This is a genomic window from Kordiimonas sp. (assembly GCF_048260245.1).
Taxonomy (GTDB): Bacteria; Pseudomonadota; Alphaproteobacteria; order Sphingomonadales; family Kordiimonadaceae; genus Kordiimonas.
Genome location: NZ_JBLXGZ010000001.1, coordinates 90,058 through 107,066 on the forward strand (window position 1 = coordinate 90,058; position 17,009 = coordinate 107,066).

Sequence of the window (17,009 nt, forward strand, 5' to 3'; positions counted from 1 at the left end):
ACGGCAATAATTGTAACATAGTTCAGTTATGGCAACGCATTCCCCACGAATGCAGGAGCAAAGATGATGGCCGACGGCGACGTAAAACAGACCCAGATCAATACGGCGGCTGCCGGTCAGAAAGAGGCGTCGGCAACGAGGCAGGGCGATAACAACCTGCCCAGCCGCGAGGAAATTGCCACACATCTCGCCCAAACACCCAAAGCAGAAAAATTCCTGAACCGTGAATTGAGCTGGCTTCAGTTTAACATGCGCGTGTTGGAAGAAGCTGAAAACACTCGCCACCCTTTGCTCGAACGACTGCGTTTTCTCTCCATATCGGGAAATAACCTTGATGAATTTTATATGGTTCGGGTCGCGGGGCTGAGAGGTCAAAGCGACATGAAGATCGAAGTTTGTTCTGACGATGGGCTGACACCTTTCCAACAGCTCCAGCAGGTAAATGATCTTGCAGAAACCCTGATGGCGAAGCAGCAGCTTGTCTGGGTGCAGCTTCGAGCGGAGATGAGTGATCACCGCATTCAGGTGCTGGATGGAAAAAGCCTGCCCGAACAAGACCACGACTGGATTGAAGGCTATTTTCTCGAAAACGTCTTACCTGTCCTGACGCCGATTGCGGTTGATCCGGCGCATCCATTTCCTTTTATTCCCAACCTTGGACTTACCATGGCCTTGTCCATGGTCCGCAGCGCTGACAACAAGCCCATGGTCGCACTTCTGCCCGTTCCACGTCATGTTCAGCGGTTTATTCGCCTGCCGGGCCAAGGTGACGTGCGCTTCATCCCGGTCGAAGACATGTTAACGCTGTTTCTGGACCAGCTATTCCCTGGTTACCGCTGTGAGGGCAGTGGTGTTTTCCGCGTGGTTCGCGATAGCGACATCGAAATAGAGGAAGAGGCTGAAGATCTTGTGCGAGTCTTTGAAAGCGCACTGAAACGCCGACGTCGTGGTAAAGTCATTCGGTTGAAAATCGACTCCCGGATGCCTGAAAAGCTACGCAATCTTGTTGTTACCAAACTCGACGCAGACACCGAGACAGTTGTGCTTGTCGATGGCATTGTCGGGGTCAACGACACCAGTGAATTGATTGTCGACGACTTCCCCGACCTCAGGTTTGTGCCCTACAACCCGCGCTATCCTGAGCGTGTACGCGATTTTGGCGGCGATATATTTGAAGCGATCGCCGCCAAAGACTTTGTCGTTCACCATCCCTACGAGTCGTTTGAGGTCGTTCACCATTTTCTGCGTCAGGCCGCACACGATGATAACGTTGTTGCAATCAAACAAACCCTGTACCGCGCAGGGTCCCAGTCACAGATCATCCGCGCATTGATTGAAGCCGCAGAAGCTGGCAAATCTGTCACAGCTGTCGTTGAACTCAAAGCCCGGTTTGATGAAGAACAAAACATTAAGTGGGCGCGTGACCTCGAACGTGCGGGCGTCCACGTGGTTTTTGGCTTCATCGATTTGAAGACACATGCAAAAGTGTCTATGGCGGTCCGGCGGGAAAACGGCAAACTAAAAAGCTATTGCCATTTTGGCACCGGCAACTACCACCCGGTTACAGCACGTATCTATACCGACCTGTCGTTTTTCACCGCAGACCCAGCCATCGCGCGGGACGCCAACCGCATGTTCAATTACCTGACAGGCTATGTAGAGCCTGCGGGCCTTGAAAAGCTTATCCTTTCGCCGTTTGCACTCAGAGATCAGCTAATCAAGCTCATCGACAGGGAAATTGAATTTGCACGCGAGGGCCGACCCGCCGCGATCTGGGTGAAGCTTAATTCCCTTCTGGATGCAAAGATTATCGACAAGCTTTATGAAGCGTCGTGCAACGGTGTAAAAATTGAATTGATCATCCGCGGTATTTGCACGCTCAGACCGGGCATCAAGGGGCTTAGTGAGAATATACGCGTGCGGTCAATCGTCGGCCGGTTCCTTGAGCATGCTCGTATCTGCTGTTTCGGGAATGGCTACGGACTACCCTCGAGGCAGGCGAAGGTATTTATCTCGTCGGCAGACTGGATGCCCAGAAACTTTGACCGGCGTGTTGAAACACTGGTACCGATCGAGAACCCTACCGTCCATGATCAGATAATGGGTCAGGTAATGGCTGCGAACCTCAAGGATAATGCCCAATGCTGGACAATGAACTCTGATGGTTCCTTTGATCGGGTAGTCTTGAAGGATAGTGAAAAAGAGTTTATTGCTCACCACTATTTTATGACCAACAGTTCTCTGTCTGGTCGTGGTAAAGCGCTGGGAGGAGACCGCAAGATCGAGCCGGTAATCGCCTATGACGTCAAGGAATAAATTGTATGTTTGAAGCCGTGGCGCACCTCGACCAATATCTCGCTGTGATCGATATTGGCTCAAACTCGGTTCGTCTGGTCGTTTTCTCCGGCCTGCGGCGAGTGCCTGATATCATCTTCAACGAAAAGATGATGTGCGGTCTGGGTTCCGAGGTGGGGTCAACCGGACGCATGGGTAAGGCGCAGATCAAACTGGCAATATCCACACTCAAGCGTTTCAAGGCCCTGTGCGACCAGATGGATGTAAAGCGCATTCACGCGATTGCGACAGCTGCGGTCAGGGATGCGAAAAACGGCCCGGCCTTCGCCCGGCAGGTCAAACGCGAATGCGGGCTTGATATAAGCATCATTGAGGGTGGGGAAGAGGGCAGACTATCTGCGTCTGGCGTACTGTCAGGCGAACCTGGTGCCACAGGCCTCATGGGAGACCTTGGTGGGGGATCGCTTGAGTTGGCTCAGATGAAGAACGGTGCTGTCATCCATACAGTCAGCCTGCCTATCGGGCCATTGCGGCTCATGAGTAGATTTGGTGCGAACCGCCGTGATATCCGGCGTTTCCTGCGTGACGAATTAGCCAAAATCGATTGGTTGGCGGATTGCTCAGGCCAGAACCTCTATATGGTCGGTGGCGCGTGGCGGAATATTGCCAAGCTGATGATGCGCGAGAAATCAAACCCGCTTCCTATCCTGCATGGTTACCGCTCAAGTCGCCGTGAATTTACCGATTATTGCCGCCGCTTAAGCCGGTTAAGGCCGCAGGACATCCCTTTTGGCGGTTCGCTGACTGAGGCACGCCGGGAAGTACTTCCCGTTGCGGCCATCATCATGGCGGAAGTGCTGGCTGCAATTCGGGCGAAAAGTGCCGTGGTCTCAACCTACGGCCTGCGCGAAGGCTTCCTCTTTGACAAGCTTGACGCCGACACTCGCAAAATGGACCCCTTTATTTTTACCTGTCATGTGCTTGCCGCGGAACGCTGCCGTTTTCCTGAACACTCCGAAACGATCTACCAATGGACGCGGCCATTGTTTCACCGCAAAATCCATGATTCGCTACACCGGGACAAGCTGCACCACGCCATATGCCTGCTGGGCGACGTTGCCTGGCGCGGGCATCCTGACTTCAGGGCAGAAAAAGCGGTTGAAACAGTACTGCATGGCCATTTTGTCGGGCTTACACACCGGGACAGAGCTTATCTTGCTGTGGCGCTTAATCAGGCATACGGTGCCGCTATTGACGCGCCGCACGTATCTCATATCCTGCCGCTTCTCAATATCAGTGAACTACTTGAGGCACGTATGATGGGGGCGGCGCTGCGCCTGGCACAGCGGCTCTCCGGCGGTGCCGTCACGGCACTAACCGTTTCGCGCCTCAGAGTGAGTAAAAGTAAACTGATGCTGGGCGTGCCCCGCGTATACAAGGACATCACCAACGAGGTGGTACTGAAACGGCTGACTCAACTGTCTCAACTCATGGGCCGCAGGCCGGTGATTGAGTTCCCGAAAGATTTGAAGGCGCCGGCTTAGGCGTCTTCGTCAGCTTCTGGTTCATCTTCCTCGACAAGTTCTACCACATCAATGTCGCCGTTACGGGCTGTCAGCCCAAGATCGCCCTTCATCAGCTTGACAGCATCGGCGCCAAAAATCTCATAGCGCCAGCCATGCATGGCCTTGATATCAGTGCTTTCAGGCTCGGCGGCCCAGTTCTCAATATCCTGTGCGTTCGCCACCATACGAGCTGCTACCTTAGCATCCTGACATTTGATTTTCAGCAGAACCTTCAGGAGGTCCGCCATCGGCGGCGTTGCCGGGCGTGGTTTGGCACGCTCAATATGTGGCAGTTCACTGTCGGGAATGTTCATTCCGGCCTCGAGCGCTTCCATCAGGCTTTTACCGGCTTTTGACCGGCTGAAACCTTTAGGTATACCGCGGATACGATCAAGTGCGGTTTCATCCTTGGGCGGGTGCGCTGCAATTTCAAACAGTGTCTCATCTTTGGCGACACGGTTGCGTGGCAGGTCGCGTTCTTTTGCCTGCCGTTCACGCCAAGCAGCCAGCTCCTGCAATAGGCCGAGAAAGCGGGGTTTGTTTGTACGCACCTTAAGGCGTTGCCAAGCGTCCTCCGGTGCAATCTCATAGATGCCGGGGTCGCGCAGGGTTGCCATTTCTTCATCGACCCAGCGTTCACGCCCAGTGGCCTTCAACTCGCCGGCCAGACGACGATATATTGTGCGCAGGTAAGTCACATCACCCAGTGCGTAATGCAGTTGCGTGTCAGAAAGTGGTCGCTTGGACCAATCGGTATAACGTGCAGACTTATCCAACTGCGCTTTGGCGATCTTGGTCACCAGTGTTTCATAGCCGACCGAGTCGCCAAAACCACATACCATGGCGGCAACCTGCGTATCGAAAACAGGGGAGGGCAGCTTGCCCATCATCAGATAGAATATCTCCATATCCTGTCTGCAGGCATGCATGACCTTCAGCACGTTTGGATTATCGAGAAGATCCATCAACGGCGCGAGATCAAGCCCGTCCGCAAGCGGGTCAATGGCATGCGGGCCTTCGTCGTCAGCGACTTGCACAAGGCAGAGCTTGGGGAAGTATGTGTTGTCGCGGAGAAACTCGGTATCAACTGTTACAAATTCGGCTTGCGCTAAACGCTCGCAAAGGGTCCTGAGTTCATTTGTGTCCGTAATCGGCTGCATCGAAATATCCGTTGTTGTTTGCGGCATCTAATACACAAGGATGGCGCAGCCGTCACCCTTTCTCTACAATCCTGTGATCGTGGTCTTGACATTCGACATCATTCATGCGCTTTTCCGGGCCAAATTTGTACAAATTTTGTACACGGATAAAGACTAAAAAAAGATCGTAGGACATCATGCACGCTTATCGTTCGCACACCTGTAACGAGCTTCGCCACAGCCATGTTGGCGAGACTGTCCGCCTTTCCGGCTGGGTTCACCGCAAACGGGACCATGGTGGTCTGCTGTTTATTGACCTTCGGGACAATTATGGCATCACTCAGCTCGTGTTCGACACCGATAGCGCGAGTTTCGCGGCTGCGGAAGCTGTTCGCGCGGAAAGCGTGATCCGCATCGACGGCCGCGTGAAAGCCCGCACGGAAGACACAGTCAACAAAGACCTGCCCACGGGCGACGTTGAAATCTATGTCGACGACATGGAACTATTGTCCGGCGCTGGTGACCTGCCGATGCCTGTCTTTGGCGACACAGAATATCCTGAGGATGTGCGGCTGAAATACCGTTTCCTTGATCTGCGCCGCGAGCGCCTGCACAAAAACATCCTGCTGCGGTCGGGCGTTATCAACAGCCTGCGTCGCCGCATGGTTGAGCAGAACTTTACCGAATTCCAAACACCGATCCTTACGGCATCTAGCCCCGAAGGCGCGCGCGACTTTCTCGTGCCAGCGCGCCAGCATCCGGGCAAGTTTTATGCGCTGCCACAAGCTCCGCAACAGTTCAAACAGCTGATCATGGTCTCCGGCTTTGACCGTTATTTCCAGATCGCACCGTGTTTCCGTGACGAAGACGCCCGCGCCGACCGTAGCCCCGGTGAGTTCTATCAACTCGATATCGAGATGAGCTTTGTCACACAGGATGACGTCTTCAACGCGATTGAGCCTGTATTGGTTGAGGTGTTCAAGGAATTCTCCGACAAGAAGGTTACCGAAGCACCGTTCCCACGCATCGCGTTCAGGGACTCCATGCTGAAATACGGCAACGACAAGCCTGACTTGAGGAACCCGATTGAAATTCAGGACGTAACGGAAATTTTCCGTGGCTCCGGTTTTGGCATTTTTGCCAGCATGGTTGAAAACGGCTCTGTCGTGCGCGCCATTCCGGCACCACAGGCGGGCCTCAAATCACGCAAGTTCTTTGACAGCATGAACGACTGGGCGAAGCGCGAAGGTTTTGCGGGTCTTGGCTACATTAACATCAAGGAAGGTGTGCCCGGAGGCCCGATCGCAAAAAACCTTGGTGAAGAGCGCACCCAGCAGCTTGTTGAGCAGCTTGGCCTCGGCGCCAACGATGGCGTCTTTTTTGCCTGTGACAAGGAAGCTGGTGCCGCGAAGCTGGCCGGTGTAGCGCGTACAAAAGTAGGCGAAGACCTCGATTTGATTGCCGATGACGAGTTCAAATTCTGCTGGATCGTCGACTACCCGATGTTCGAGTATAACGAAGACGAAAAGCGTATCGACTTCTCGCACAACCCGTTCTCCATGCCGCAAGGCGGCATGGAAGCCCTGGAAACACAAGACCCGCTGGATGTGCTGGCGTACCAGTATGACATCGTCTGTAACGGCATTGAGTTGTCGTCAGGTGCGATCAGGAACCACCGTCCGGATGTGATGATCAAGGCGTTTGGTATCGCGGGTTACGATGAAGCCACCGTTGAAGCCGAGTTTGGCGGTATGCTGAACGCGTTCAAATATGGCGCGCCGCCGCATGGTGGCCTGGCACCGGGCGTTGACCGCATGGTCATGCTGCTGGCTGACGAGCCAAACATTCGCGAAGTCATCCTGTTCCCGATGAACCAGAAGGCGGAAGACCTGATGATGGGTGCGCCCTCGACCGTCAGCGCGAAACAGCTCAGGGAGCTGCACATTCGCTGCGTCGAGCCGGTGAAAAAAGAAACCGAATAAGGTACAGAGATGGGGCCCGCGCGGCCCCTTCTTGCCATTTAAGGGCAGGGCGCGGGCCTTGCTCACCTGCCCGCACCAATAGTGAGACCGGTTGATGAAAGACAAAATCCTTATCCTTGATTTCGGTTCGCAGGTAACTCAGCTTATCGCGCGGCGTGTACGCGAAGCTGGCGTTTACTGTGAGATTGTTCCCTTCAACAAAGCCACGGAAGTTTTGGGCAGCTTTAACCCGGCGGGTATCATCCTTGGTGGTGGCCCGGCCAGCGTGACACACGAAGACACGCCGCGCGCGCCTGACCGTATTTACACCATGGGCATTCCCATTCTGGGTATCTGCTACGGTCAGCAAACCATGGTTTCGCAGCTTGGCGGCAGCGTCACAGCGTCCGACCATCAGGAGTTTGGGCGCGCCTTCGTTGACGTGAAACAATCTTGCGCCCTGTTTGAAGGCGTTTGGTCCGTCGGCGACCGCGAGCAGGTCTGGATGAGCCACGGTGACCATGTGGACCGCCTGCCAGGCGGCTTCAAAGTTGTCGCAACCAGTGAGGGCGCCCCATTTGCGGTTGTTGCCAACGATGAAAAACGTTTCTATGGCGTTCAGTTCCACCCAGAGGTAATGCACACCCCTCACGGCGCACAACTGATCCAGAATTTTGTTAAAAACATCTGCGGTTGCCCCGGTGACTGGACCATGGCCAGCTTCCGTGACACCAAGATCAAGGAAATCCGCGAACAAGTCGGCGACGGCAAGGTCATTTGCGGTCTATCCGGTGGTGTGGACAGTTCCGTGGTCGCCGTGCTCATCCACGAAGCTATCGGTGACCAGTTGACCTGTGTATATGTCGATCATGGCCTGATGCGTCAGGGCGAAAGCGATCAGGTGGTGAACCTGTTCCGCGAGCACTACAACATCAACCTTGTGCACCGCGATGCGTCTGACCTGTTCCTTGGCGCGCTCGCCGGTATCAGCGACCCCGAGACAAAACGCAAGACCATCGGTAAGCTGTTCATCGACGTGTTTGAAGAAGAAGCACGTGCTGTAGGCGGCGCAGATTTCCTTGCTCAGGGCACGTTGTACCCGGATGTAATCGAAAGTGTTTCCTTCATTGGCGGACCATCGGTGACCATCAAGTCACACCATAATGTGGGCGGCCTGCCTGAGCGCATGAACATGGACCTCGTGGAACCGCTTCGCGAGCTGTTCAAGGACGAAGTGCGCGAACTGGGTCGTGAATTGGGCCTGCATGACGACTTTGTCGGCCGTCACCCGTTTCCGGGGCCCGGGCTTGCCATCCGTATCCCCGGTGAGATTACCCGTGAGAAGGCGGATATCCTCAGAAAGGCGGACGCTATCTATCTTGAAGAGATCCGCAACGCAGGGCTATATGACACCATATGGCAGGCTTTTGCCGTGCTTCTGCCGGTGAAAACCGTTGGCGTTATGGGTGACGCCAGAACCTATGACCATGTTTGCGCACTGAGGGCCGTAACGTCCACCGACGGCATGACGGCAGATTATTACCCATTCCCACATGACTTCCTTGGCCGCACGGCCACGCGCATTATCAACGAAGTGCGCGGCATCAACAGGGTCGTCTATGACATCACGTCAAAACCTCCCGGAACGATTGAGTGGGAATAAGGGTTGCTAACCGCCGGATTCACCTCCGGCGGACGCCTTTCATCCTGCCAGCTATATCTTTGCTTTTTATCGTGCTGCACACTATATGTTCAGCACCATCGGTGATGCACCTATTGCAGTAAGGAGAGGCCGCCATGTCGACTGAACCCAAAGACGTATCTGTGGATGCGCGCCCCAAGCGCCAGCAAACCGCCAAGAATATCGCGCAGATGAAGGGCGGCACCCCCATTGTGTGCCTTACGGCCTATATTACGCCGATGGCGGCGCGGCTCGACAAATACTGTGACCTGCTGCTCGTAGGGGACAGCGTCGGCATGGTCCTATATGGACTTGAATCGACCTTGGGTGTCGATGTGGAAACCATGATCCGTCATGGTCGCGCGGTATGCCGCGGCGCAAAGCAGGCCCTTGTTGTGGTTGATATGCCTTTTGGTTCCTATGAGGAGTCCAGGGAGTTGGCGTTCCGCAATGCTGCGCGCATCCTGTCTGAGACCGGGGCAGGCGCTGTTAAGCTTGAGGGCGGCGTAGAACTGGCAGACACGATAAAATTTTTAACGCGGCGGGGCATACCTGTACTGGGGCACGTCGGTCTGATGCCCCAGTCGGTTCACACCAACGGCGGTTACGGCGCGCGCGGGCGCAGCGTGGATGAATGGCAACCAATTCTGGAAGATGCAAAGGCTGTTCAGGACGCTGGGGCCTTTGCTGTGGTGCTTGAAGGGGTGGCGGAGCCATTGGCGCGCAAAGTCACCGAAGAAATTGCCATACCAGTGATTGGTATCGGCGCATCAAATGCCTGCGATGGCCAGATTCTGGTGACAGAGGACATGCTTGGCTTGTTTGCTATCAACCCGAAATTTGTAAAGCGCTACGCTGAGCTTGCAGCAGGGATTGAAGACGCCATAGACAGTTATGCCCGGGAAGTACGGACGCGAGCTTTCCCCGGCGAAGAGCATACCTATAAGATGCGCGGCTCAAACTCCTGAAACCGAACCAGCACCCCCTGAAACGTGCGCCCCGGTTGTCCGTCGCTCTCTTGTAAGCAGGTTAAATGGTCATGGCGATTGTCTATTTTGCACCCGCTACAGATAAAGCGATTGGTGGCGTTAAAGTCATCTACCAACATGCGGCATTATTGGCCGAGCAAGGTGTGGAAGCCTGTGTTTTCCATCCTGAACAGCCTGATTTCACCTGTAGCTGGTTTGATCACGGCGCAGAAATCAAACGTGATACTGCATTTAACCTCAAGGACGACTTTTTTGTCGTGCCGGATGTATGGGCAGGTACGACTGGCCTGCAATGCATGGCAAAGAGGATGCACTTCGGCATTTTTGTGCAAAATGGCTACTTGTTGTCTGAGGGGCGAATGTCAGACGGCTACGACAGCCTGAGCCGTGCCTATGAAGCGGCGGATGTGATTCTATCAATTTCTGATGATACGACTGAGATGATCAGGTTGGCATTTCCGCAGCTTCCCTCGGAAAAGATCATGCGTGTCCAGCTCAGTATTGGCCCCGCTTTTCGCAATAGGCGGCGCGGCAATAAACAAAAGCTTTTAAGCTATATGCCTCGCCGGTTGCCGCAGCACTCCAAGCTGCTGCGTTTCTTTTTGCGCCCATATTTGCCGCAGGGCTGGCAATTTGCAGCCATTGATGGCGCCCACGAGGCCGAAGTTGCGGCCGCGTTGTCTGCAAGCTCGGTCTTTTTATCTTTTTCCTCGCTGGAAGGCGTTGGCTTACCGCCTCTGGAGGCGGCCTTGAGCGGTAACGTGGTTGTCGGATACACCGGTGAAGCGGGTAAAGAGTATTTCCGACCGCCGCTCTTCAGAGCTGTCGACAGCGGCGACCTCAAAACCTTCGTACAACAAACCCGTGCTGCTATCGATTTCATTGAGAGTGGCAAAGCCGATTCCGCGGCCTTTGAGGACGACATTGTGCGATTGGACGACATGTTTTCCCGCGGGCGTGAGGCCGAGAGGTTATTGGCATTTGCAAACAGCATCAGAATACCGCGCAAATGAGCGAGCAAAATGCACATTTAATGCCCAATTATAACCAATTGACCACGCCGAAAAATCAACACAATCCGGTGCTCTGCTAAATAGTGTTTTCTAGGTTTGCGTCTTGGCGAGGCTTTGGCTATTGTAGCGGCCAATTCACAAGGCGTTTGCCCAATATTAACGGTCTAATAGACGCCGCCTCCGTTTGATAAGAGAGGCGGCTTTGTCTGGGGAGTATAGTGTGTCGGACCTGAATTCCGATCTTCTCACGCAGGAAGTCGATGATGAAGTGCGCCGCGAGCGCATGCACAACCTTTGGAAAGCGTATGGCAAGTATCTTATCGGTACTGCTGTCGCTATCGTGGCTATTGTCGCTGGTACCGAAGGCTATGACGCATACACCAAATCTGAAGAGCAGAAAAACTCGGCAGCATTTGAACAGGCAGTTGAAGCAGCCTCGGCTGACGGCGCAGATGCCTTGAAAGTCTGGGAAAACTCCGCCCCGTCAATGCGTAGTGGATATGGCGCGCTGGCACAGCTTCGTCTTGCCGCCGCCGCGATTGATGCCGGACAGCCGCAGCGCGCCCTGGACGCATATGACGCTCTCGCAGCAGAAAGCGGCGCGGATACAGCCCTGCGCGACTTTGCGCGCCTGCAAGCCGGTATGCTGATGGCAGGGAAGATGAATAAGCCTGATGATGCCCGCGGTCGCCTGGCGACAGTCGCTGTAAAAGGTAACGCGTGGTACTTCGCAGCCCAGGAACAATTGGCGTTGATTGATCTTCGGCAGGGCCGGCTTGAGGACGCCTTGTCAAAGTTTGCCTTGCTGGCTGATGACGCGGAAAGCCCTCAATCGCTGAAGGCACGCGCCAACCAGTTTCGGAGCTTCGTTGAAGCCAGACAGATGATGTCCGGTGATGTGACGCCAGCCCTAACCACCCCACCGGCGGCTGATGAAGCATCAACCGGCACCGAAGACGAAGGAGAGGCGCAGTGAGTTCGCCCATGAATAAAGTTTTGCGTTTCGGCCTTCTGGGGATGACTGCGTTGGCAGTAGCCGCGTGTAGTGGCGGCAGTAAAAAACCGCGCGGCAAATATGATGACGAGGGCCGCGAGCGGATCGCCATTTTGAGCTCGACCCAAATTCTAGATGCAGATAGCGGCATTGCCAGTCTGCCTGTTGTGCTGCCGGCTCCCTACACAAACGGTAACTGGGCACAAGTCGGCGGGAACCCATCCCACCGGGTTCAGCATCTTGACCTGGCTGACAGCCTTTCGCTCGCATGGCGCCGTAAGATCGGTGCAGGCAATGACAAATACGAACGCATGGTAGCAGGCCCGGTGTCAGCTGATGGCCGCGTGTTCGCCGTGGATACCCGCGGCGGCGTAACCGCTGTTGCGCTTTCGGATGGCCGGCAACTTTGGAAAAACGACCTCAAAGATGTCTCTAAAGAGCGCAGCGATGTCGGATTCGGCGGCGGCGTTGCATACGCAGGCGGAAATCTATACGTCACATCCGGCTATGGTTCTGTTGTGGCACTGGATGCAAAAAACGGGCGGCAAATATGGCACCATAAGGGCGAGGTTCCATTCCGCGGTGCACCAACCGCATCGGGTAACCGGGTCTTCGCTATTACACATGATAACCAGATGCTGGCTTTCAATGCGGCGGATGGCTCGGTCATTTGGGAACAGGTTGGTATTGCTGAAACGGCTGGCATGCTTGGTGCCGCCAGTCCTGCGTATGATGGCACAGCCTTGATTGCGGCCTTGTCCTCCGGTGAGTTGATCGCGCTTCGTGGTGCTAATGGCCGTATCCTGTGGCAGGATGCGCTTTCAAGTTCCCGTCGCCTGACCCCCTTGGCCACACTGTCGGATATTGACGGTGAACCGGTCATTGATCGCGGCAAAGTATATGCCGTCAGCCACGCTGGCAGTATGGTTGCCATCGATATGCGTAGTGGTGAGCGGTCCTGGGAAGCTGATATCGCAGGCGTTAACATGCCATGGGTTGCCGGTGATTTTGCTTTCGTCACGACGATCGACAGCCAGATTGTTGCCGTCGCGCTTGGTGATGGTCGTGTGCGCTGGGTTTCCCAGCTACAGCGATTTGAAAATCAGGAAAAACGTCGCGACCTGATCAAATGGAATGGCCCAGTTCTGGCCGGTGACCGCCTGCTGGTGACAAGCTCGCACGGTTATGCCGTGAGCCTCTCGCCATATACTGGTGCGGTTCTAAGCGCCGTTGAAATGCCTGCGGGTAGTTCCACAGCGCCAATTGTGGTAAACGGCACCTTTATTGTGCTGACAGACACGGGTGAACTGGTCGCCTACCGATAGGCGACAGTACCTGACTGGCCTTAAGTGGCCTAGCCGAAAGATATTACAGATGGGCTTTACAGTTGCCATTGTTGGTCGTCCCAACGTTGGGAAATCGACTTTGTTCAACCGACTGGTTGGCAAAAAGATTGCCATTGTCGACGACACCCCCGGTGTAACGCGTGACCGGCGCCGGGGCGAGGGGCGCATTGCCGACCTTGAGTTTGACATCATCGACACAGCTGGCCTTGAGGAAGGCGAAGCCGGGTCGCTACCCGACCGCATGCGCCGCCAGACCGAGATCGCACTGCAAGAAGCCGACATTGCCTTGATGCTGTATGACGCCCGCGCGGGCGTGACATCAATGGACGAGCATTTTGCCTTGTGGCTGCGGCGCGGCAACAAGCCGGTAATCCTTGCTGCAAACAAATGCGAAGGTAATGCGGTTATTGATAATATCTATGAGGCTTACGCGCTGGGCCTGGGCGAACCAATCGGACTGTCCGCTGAACACGGCGAAGGACTTGGCGAGCTATATGCCGCCATCGTTGCCGCCCTGAAAGGGCAGGGAGTGAACCCTTATGAAGGCGAGGACGATGAGTTTGCCGACGGGCGACCAAAGAATGTCGACACCGGCCCCACAGAGGGCGACATGGGGTATGAGTTTGTTGACCCAGAGGATGCTGAAGAGGAAATTCGTCCGCTCAGGCTCGCAATTGTAGGACGGCCAAACGCGGGCAAATCAACGCTTATCAACGCCTTGGTTGGCGAGGAACGCCTCATAACGGGGCCTGAAGCCGGCCTGACGCGGGATTCGATTGCGGTTGACTGGGAGTGGGATGGCCTGCCGGTAAAGCTGTTTGATACCGCCGGGTTGCGCCGCAGGGCGAGGGTTACCGAAAAGCTCGAAAAACTATCGGTCGCCGATACAATGCGGGCTGTACAGTTTGCCGAGGTAGTCGTGCTGCTGCTGGATGCCGAGATTGGCATTGAAAAACAAGATCTCAAGATCGCCGAACGCGTTGCAGACGAAGGTCGTGCGCTGGTTATTGCGCTCAATAAATGGGACGCCGTTGATGACCGCCTTGAAACCCAGCGTCAGCTCAAGGATGCACTAACCCGCAGCCTACCTCAGCTCAAGGGCGTCAAAATTGTGAACTTCTCTGCCTTGACTGAGGCTGGCATTCACAAATTGATGCCCGCCGTCGCAGAGGCCTATGAGATATGGAACGCACGTATTCCAACGTCAGCATTCAACCAGTGGCTAACGGATACACTGGAGAAACATCCTGCACCTTCGGTTGCCGGGCGGCGCATCAAGATTCGCTACGGTGCACAAATCAAGACCCGCCCGCCAACCTTCCTGTTGTTCTGTAACAGGCCGGATGACCTACCCGACAGCTATAAGCGATATCTGGAGAATGAGCTGAGGCGGGACTTCAACCTGCCGGGCGCACCAATCCGCATGCTGTTGAAGAAGGGTAAAAACCCCTATGAAAGCCGCCGCAAGAAAAAGCGGTAACAGCCACAGCTTTATTTTGACGCCGTGCCAAAGCGCATTATGATCATGTGTCATGAGGCGGCTCACATTCTTTCTTTTGATCAGCTTTGTTTTCAGCGTGCCGGGACGCGCTGAAGATCAGGCCGTTGTGTTTGCGACTGACTGGAAAGCGCAAGCAGAGCACGGCGGCTTTTATCAGGCTGTTGCCAAAGGTTTCTATAAAAAGCGCGGCCTTGATGTCCGCATTCGGCCCGGTGGCCCGCAAACCGATAATCCCCGGCTTATGGCGGCGGGCGCCCTTGATATCGCCATGGCCTCCAATAGCTTTCAACCGCTGAATCTGATCGGCGCGGGCGCGAGGATTAAAGTGGTGATGGCGTCCTTTCAGAAAGACCCTCAGGTGTTGATGGTGCATCCCCATGTGGACGCGGCCTCTATCGGTGATCTGCGCGGTCGGTCTGTTTTTATCTCCGACAGCGCCGTGGCGACCTTCTGGCCCTGGCTTGAAGCCAAATTCGGCTTTCAGGGAAGCCAGATCAGAAAATATACCTATTCGCTGGCACCATGGTTGGTGAATAAAAATACAGTGCAGGAAGGCTATCTATCGTCTGAGCCCTATACTGCCATGCAAGCTGGCGTGACACCCAAAGTATTCCTCTTCGCAGATGCCGGCTACCCAGGATATGCCAGCATGGTAATGGTACGTGACGACTACCTGACATCACATCGCAGTGTCGTAAAAGCCTTTGTCGCAGCCTCAATCGAGGGCTGGCAGGATTATGTCTGGGGCGATCCAGGCCCAGGAAACTCGCTTATTTTGAGAGACAACTCTGAGATGACACCCGACCTGATCGCGTTCGCGATCGGAAAAATGCGTGACAACGCCATGTTGGGAAACAAAAACAATGTTGGCCAGATGGAAGATGCACGCTGGGCCAGTTTTTATGAAGAAATGTCAGCGCTTGGTATTATTGAGCGCGGCCTCGATGTCAAAAATGCCTATACGCTTGAGTTCCTGCCCAGCGAAGCCAAAAACTGATGTTAAGGGTATCTTCGCTTAAATTCGCTTACCCTGAAGCAGAGCGGCCCGTCATCAACAATGTGTCCTTTGACGTGCGGGCAGGGGAGATTGTCTCGCTTCTCGGGCCCAGCGGCTGTGGCAAGTCCACCATATTGCGCCTTGTCTCGGGGCTGTTGCCTGCAAACGAAGGCGCCTTAGACTGGCCTCAGGGGCAAAAGCGACTGTCTTTTGTGTTTCAGGATGCCGCGCTTATGCCGTGGGCGACGGTGCTTGAAAACGTATTGTTACCGCTAAGCCTGACAGGCATTAGCGCGCAGGATAAGGATGCCGCGCTGCATACGCTTCGTGCGGTTGGCCTCGACGGCTTGGCCGCCCGCTATCCACAAAAACTGTCTGGAGGCCAGCGGATGCGGGTCTCCATCGCGCGGGCGCTTGTCGCCCGACCGGAACTTTTATTGCTTGATGAGCCTTTCGCTGCGCTGGATGAAATCTTGCGGTTCCATATGAATGAAATGTTGCTCAAGCTTCGCCGTGAACAGGGCTGGTCAGCGCTTTTTGTTACGCACAGTATTTATGAAGCTGCATATCTTTCTGACCGTATTTTAGTCATAAAAAACGGCATGATAAAAGGTGAAATTAAACCAAAACTTGATAGAAGAGCGCCGGTATCCGAGCAGCGCAGTTCTGCGGCCTTTACCACTGCTGTCGCCGAAACCTCAATGCTGCTGGAGGCGGAATCATGAAGCGCGTCCTTTTCCCGCTTCTGGCGCTTTTAGTCATTATCCTCATCTGGCATTTTTGGGTCGCGTCCGGTAGCGTGCCCAAATTCATCCTGCCGTCGCCAGCTTCAGTGGTTAACGCTTTTTTTGAAAATTTTGTGCCCCTGATGTCCGCGGCTGGCACGACCCTCAAGGTAACACTGGTTGCTCTTGTCGCTGCTGTACTTAGCGGCGTCCTGCTGGCGCTTGCCTTCAGCCTGAGCCGCACCGTCGAGATCACCATTTATCCATTCGCCGTAATTCTTCAGGTGACCCCTATCGTTTCCATCGCACCACTGGTGTTGATATGGGTCGGCATCGATCATGTAGAGCGGGCGCTTGTGATCATTGCGTGGCTGGCCGCATTTTTCCCTATCCTTGCCAATATGTCGGCGGGTCTTCGGTCTGTGGACCCTAACCTGAACGACTTGTTCACGCTTTACGGTGCAACACGGTGGCAGCGTTTCTGGCGCCTTCTGTGGCCTACAGCCTTGCCGTATCTGCTGGCAAGCTTGAAAATAAGCGGTGGCTTCGCCCTTATTGGTGCCGTCGTTGCTGAATTTGTCGCCGGCTCTGGTGAGGCCACAGGGCTGGCCTGGCGCATTCTTGAGGCAGGCAACCGCCTGCAGACCGACAAAATGTTTGCCGGCCTCATCCTGCTAAGCCTGATGGGAGTTACAATTTTCTATAGCTTTACCACGCTCGAAAAATGGGTGCTGCGGTATAGAAAATAGCAAGTGACGCGACACAATGTCGCTTGTCTGCAATCGCCAGAAAGGGTAGCAAAC

13 protein-coding genes are annotated in these 17,009 nt (G+C 54.8%); 12 read left to right on the plus strand and 1 reads right to left on the minus strand.

The features are described from left to right. The first annotated feature begins 66 nt into the window (after positions 1-66). Both ACN0VM_RS00395 and ACN0VM_RS00400 read left to right on the plus strand, forming a co-directional pair. A complete protein-coding gene (locus tag ACN0VM_RS00395; RefSeq protein WP_417449026.1) occupies positions 67-2,316 on the plus strand; it encodes an RNA degradosome polyphosphate kinase in 2,250 nt (749 codons plus the stop codon). 5 nt (positions 2,317-2,321) lie between these two features. Beyond that, positions 2,322-3,839 (plus strand): Ppx/GppA family phosphatase, encoded by a 1,518-nt coding sequence (locus ACN0VM_RS00400; RefSeq protein WP_417448854.1) that lies wholly within the window; start codon positions 2,322-2,324, stop codon positions 3,837-3,839. Here the strand turns inward: ACN0VM_RS00400 and rnd are convergent. Next, complete coding sequence (rnd, locus tag ACN0VM_RS00405; RefSeq protein WP_417448855.1) at positions 3,836-5,020, minus strand: ribonuclease D; 1,185 nt, start codon at positions 5,018-5,020, stop codon at positions 3,836-3,838. The two genes, ACN0VM_RS00400 and rnd, sit on opposite strands and share 4 nt — an antisense overlap. Positions 5,021-5,196: 176 nt before the next feature. On the opposite strand from rnd, the gene aspS reads away from it, so the two are divergent. From aspS to ACN0VM_RS00455, 10 genes are all read left to right on the plus strand, one after another. Next, complete coding sequence (aspS, locus tag ACN0VM_RS00410) at positions 5,197-6,981, plus strand: aspartate--tRNA ligase (protein WP_417448856.1); 1,785 nt, start codon at positions 5,197-5,199, stop codon at positions 6,979-6,981. A gap of 94 nt (positions 6,982-7,075) precedes the next feature. Then, entirely contained in the window at positions 7,076-8,623 is a 1,548-nt protein-coding gene (guaA, locus tag ACN0VM_RS00415) for a glutamine-hydrolyzing GMP synthase (RefSeq protein ID WP_417448857.1), read from the plus strand. A 134-nt stretch (positions 8,624-8,757) separates the two neighbouring features. Then, the gene (gene panB / locus ACN0VM_RS00420) at positions 8,758-9,609 is read left to right on the plus strand and encodes a 3-methyl-2-oxobutanoate hydroxymethyltransferase (protein WP_417448858.1); all 852 of its coding nucleotides are present in this window, start codon (positions 8,758-8,760) and stop codon (positions 9,607-9,609) included. A gap of 71 nt (positions 9,610-9,680) precedes the next feature. After that, a complete protein-coding gene (locus ACN0VM_RS00425; RefSeq protein ID WP_417448859.1) occupies positions 9,681-10,643 on the plus strand; it encodes a hypothetical protein in 963 nt (320 codons plus the stop codon). Positions 10,644-10,863: 220 nt separating this feature from the next. Beyond that, on the plus strand, positions 10,864-11,619 hold the full coding sequence (locus tag ACN0VM_RS00430) for a tetratricopeptide repeat protein (protein ID WP_417448860.1): 756 nt from the start codon (positions 10,864-10,866) through the stop codon (positions 11,617-11,619). An 8-nt stretch (positions 11,620-11,627) separates the two neighbouring features. After that, positions 11,628-12,962, plus strand: a complete 1,335-nt coding sequence (locus ACN0VM_RS00435) for a PQQ-binding-like beta-propeller repeat protein (RefSeq protein WP_417448861.1) — start codon at positions 11,628-11,630, stop codon at positions 12,960-12,962. A 49-nt stretch (positions 12,963-13,011) separates the two neighbouring features. Next, complete coding sequence (gene der, locus ACN0VM_RS00440) at positions 13,012-14,463, plus strand: ribosome biogenesis GTPase Der (RefSeq protein WP_417448862.1); 1,452 nt, start codon at positions 13,012-13,014, stop codon at positions 14,461-14,463. Positions 14,464-14,515: 52 nt separating this feature from the next. Further along, positions 14,516-15,481, plus strand: coding sequence for an ABC transporter substrate-binding protein (locus tag ACN0VM_RS00445; protein WP_417448863.1), 966 nt, complete (start codon positions 14,516-14,518; stop codon positions 15,479-15,481). Beyond that, positions 15,481-16,206: an ABC transporter ATP-binding protein gene (locus ACN0VM_RS00450; RefSeq protein ID WP_417448864.1), complete on the plus strand. Its 726-nt coding sequence runs from the start codon at positions 15,481-15,483 to the stop codon at positions 16,204-16,206. The genes ACN0VM_RS00445 and ACN0VM_RS00450 overlap by 1 nt, the downstream gene beginning before the upstream one ends. Then, positions 16,203-16,955, plus strand: coding sequence for an ABC transporter permease (locus tag ACN0VM_RS00455; protein ID WP_417448865.1), 753 nt, complete (start codon positions 16,203-16,205; stop codon positions 16,953-16,955). The genes ACN0VM_RS00450 and ACN0VM_RS00455 overlap by 4 nt, the downstream gene beginning before the upstream one ends. Positions 16,956-17,009: the final 54 nt, after the last annotated feature.

Bases quoted from the DNA above. Each gene is read 5' to 3' on its own strand.
- guaA (WP_417448857.1), top strand. From the start codon at position 7,076: ATGAAAGACAAAATCCTTATCCTTGATTTCGGTTCGCAGGTAACTCAG.
- ACN0VM_RS00455 (WP_417448865.1), top strand. From the start codon at position 16,203: ATGAAGCGCGTCCTTTTCCCGCTTCTGGCGCTTTTAGTCATTATCCTC.
- ACN0VM_RS00435 (WP_417448861.1), top strand. From the start codon at position 11,628: ATGAATAAAGTTTTGCGTTTCGGCCTTCTGGGGATGACTGCGTTGGCA.
- ACN0VM_RS00400 (WP_417448854.1), top strand. From the start codon at position 2,322: ATGTTTGAAGCCGTGGCGCACCTCGACCAATATCTCGCTGTGATCGAT.
- panB (WP_417448858.1), top strand. From the start codon at position 8,758: ATGTCGACTGAACCCAAAGACGTATCTGTGGATGCGCGCCCCAAGCGC.
- rnd (WP_417448855.1), bottom strand. From the start codon at position 5,020: ATGCAGCCGATTACGGACACAAATGAACTCAGGACCCTTTGCGAGCGT.
- ACN0VM_RS00445 (WP_417448863.1), top strand. From the start codon at position 14,516: ATGAGGCGGCTCACATTCTTTCTTTTGATCAGCTTTGTTTTCAGCGTG.
- der (WP_417448862.1), top strand. From the start codon at position 13,012: ATGGGCTTTACAGTTGCCATTGTTGGTCGTCCCAACGTTGGGAAATCG.
- ACN0VM_RS00395 (WP_417449026.1), top strand. From the start codon at position 67: ATGGCCGACGGCGACGTAAAACAGACCCAGATCAATACGGCGGCTGCC.
- ACN0VM_RS00450 (WP_417448864.1), top strand. From the start codon at position 15,481: ATGTTAAGGGTATCTTCGCTTAAATTCGCTTACCCTGAAGCAGAGCGG.
- aspS (WP_417448856.1), top strand. From the start codon at position 5,197: ATGCACGCTTATCGTTCGCACACCTGTAACGAGCTTCGCCACAGCCAT.
- ACN0VM_RS00425 (WP_417448859.1), top strand. From the start codon at position 9,681: ATGGCGATTGTCTATTTTGCACCCGCTACAGATAAAGCGATTGGTGGC.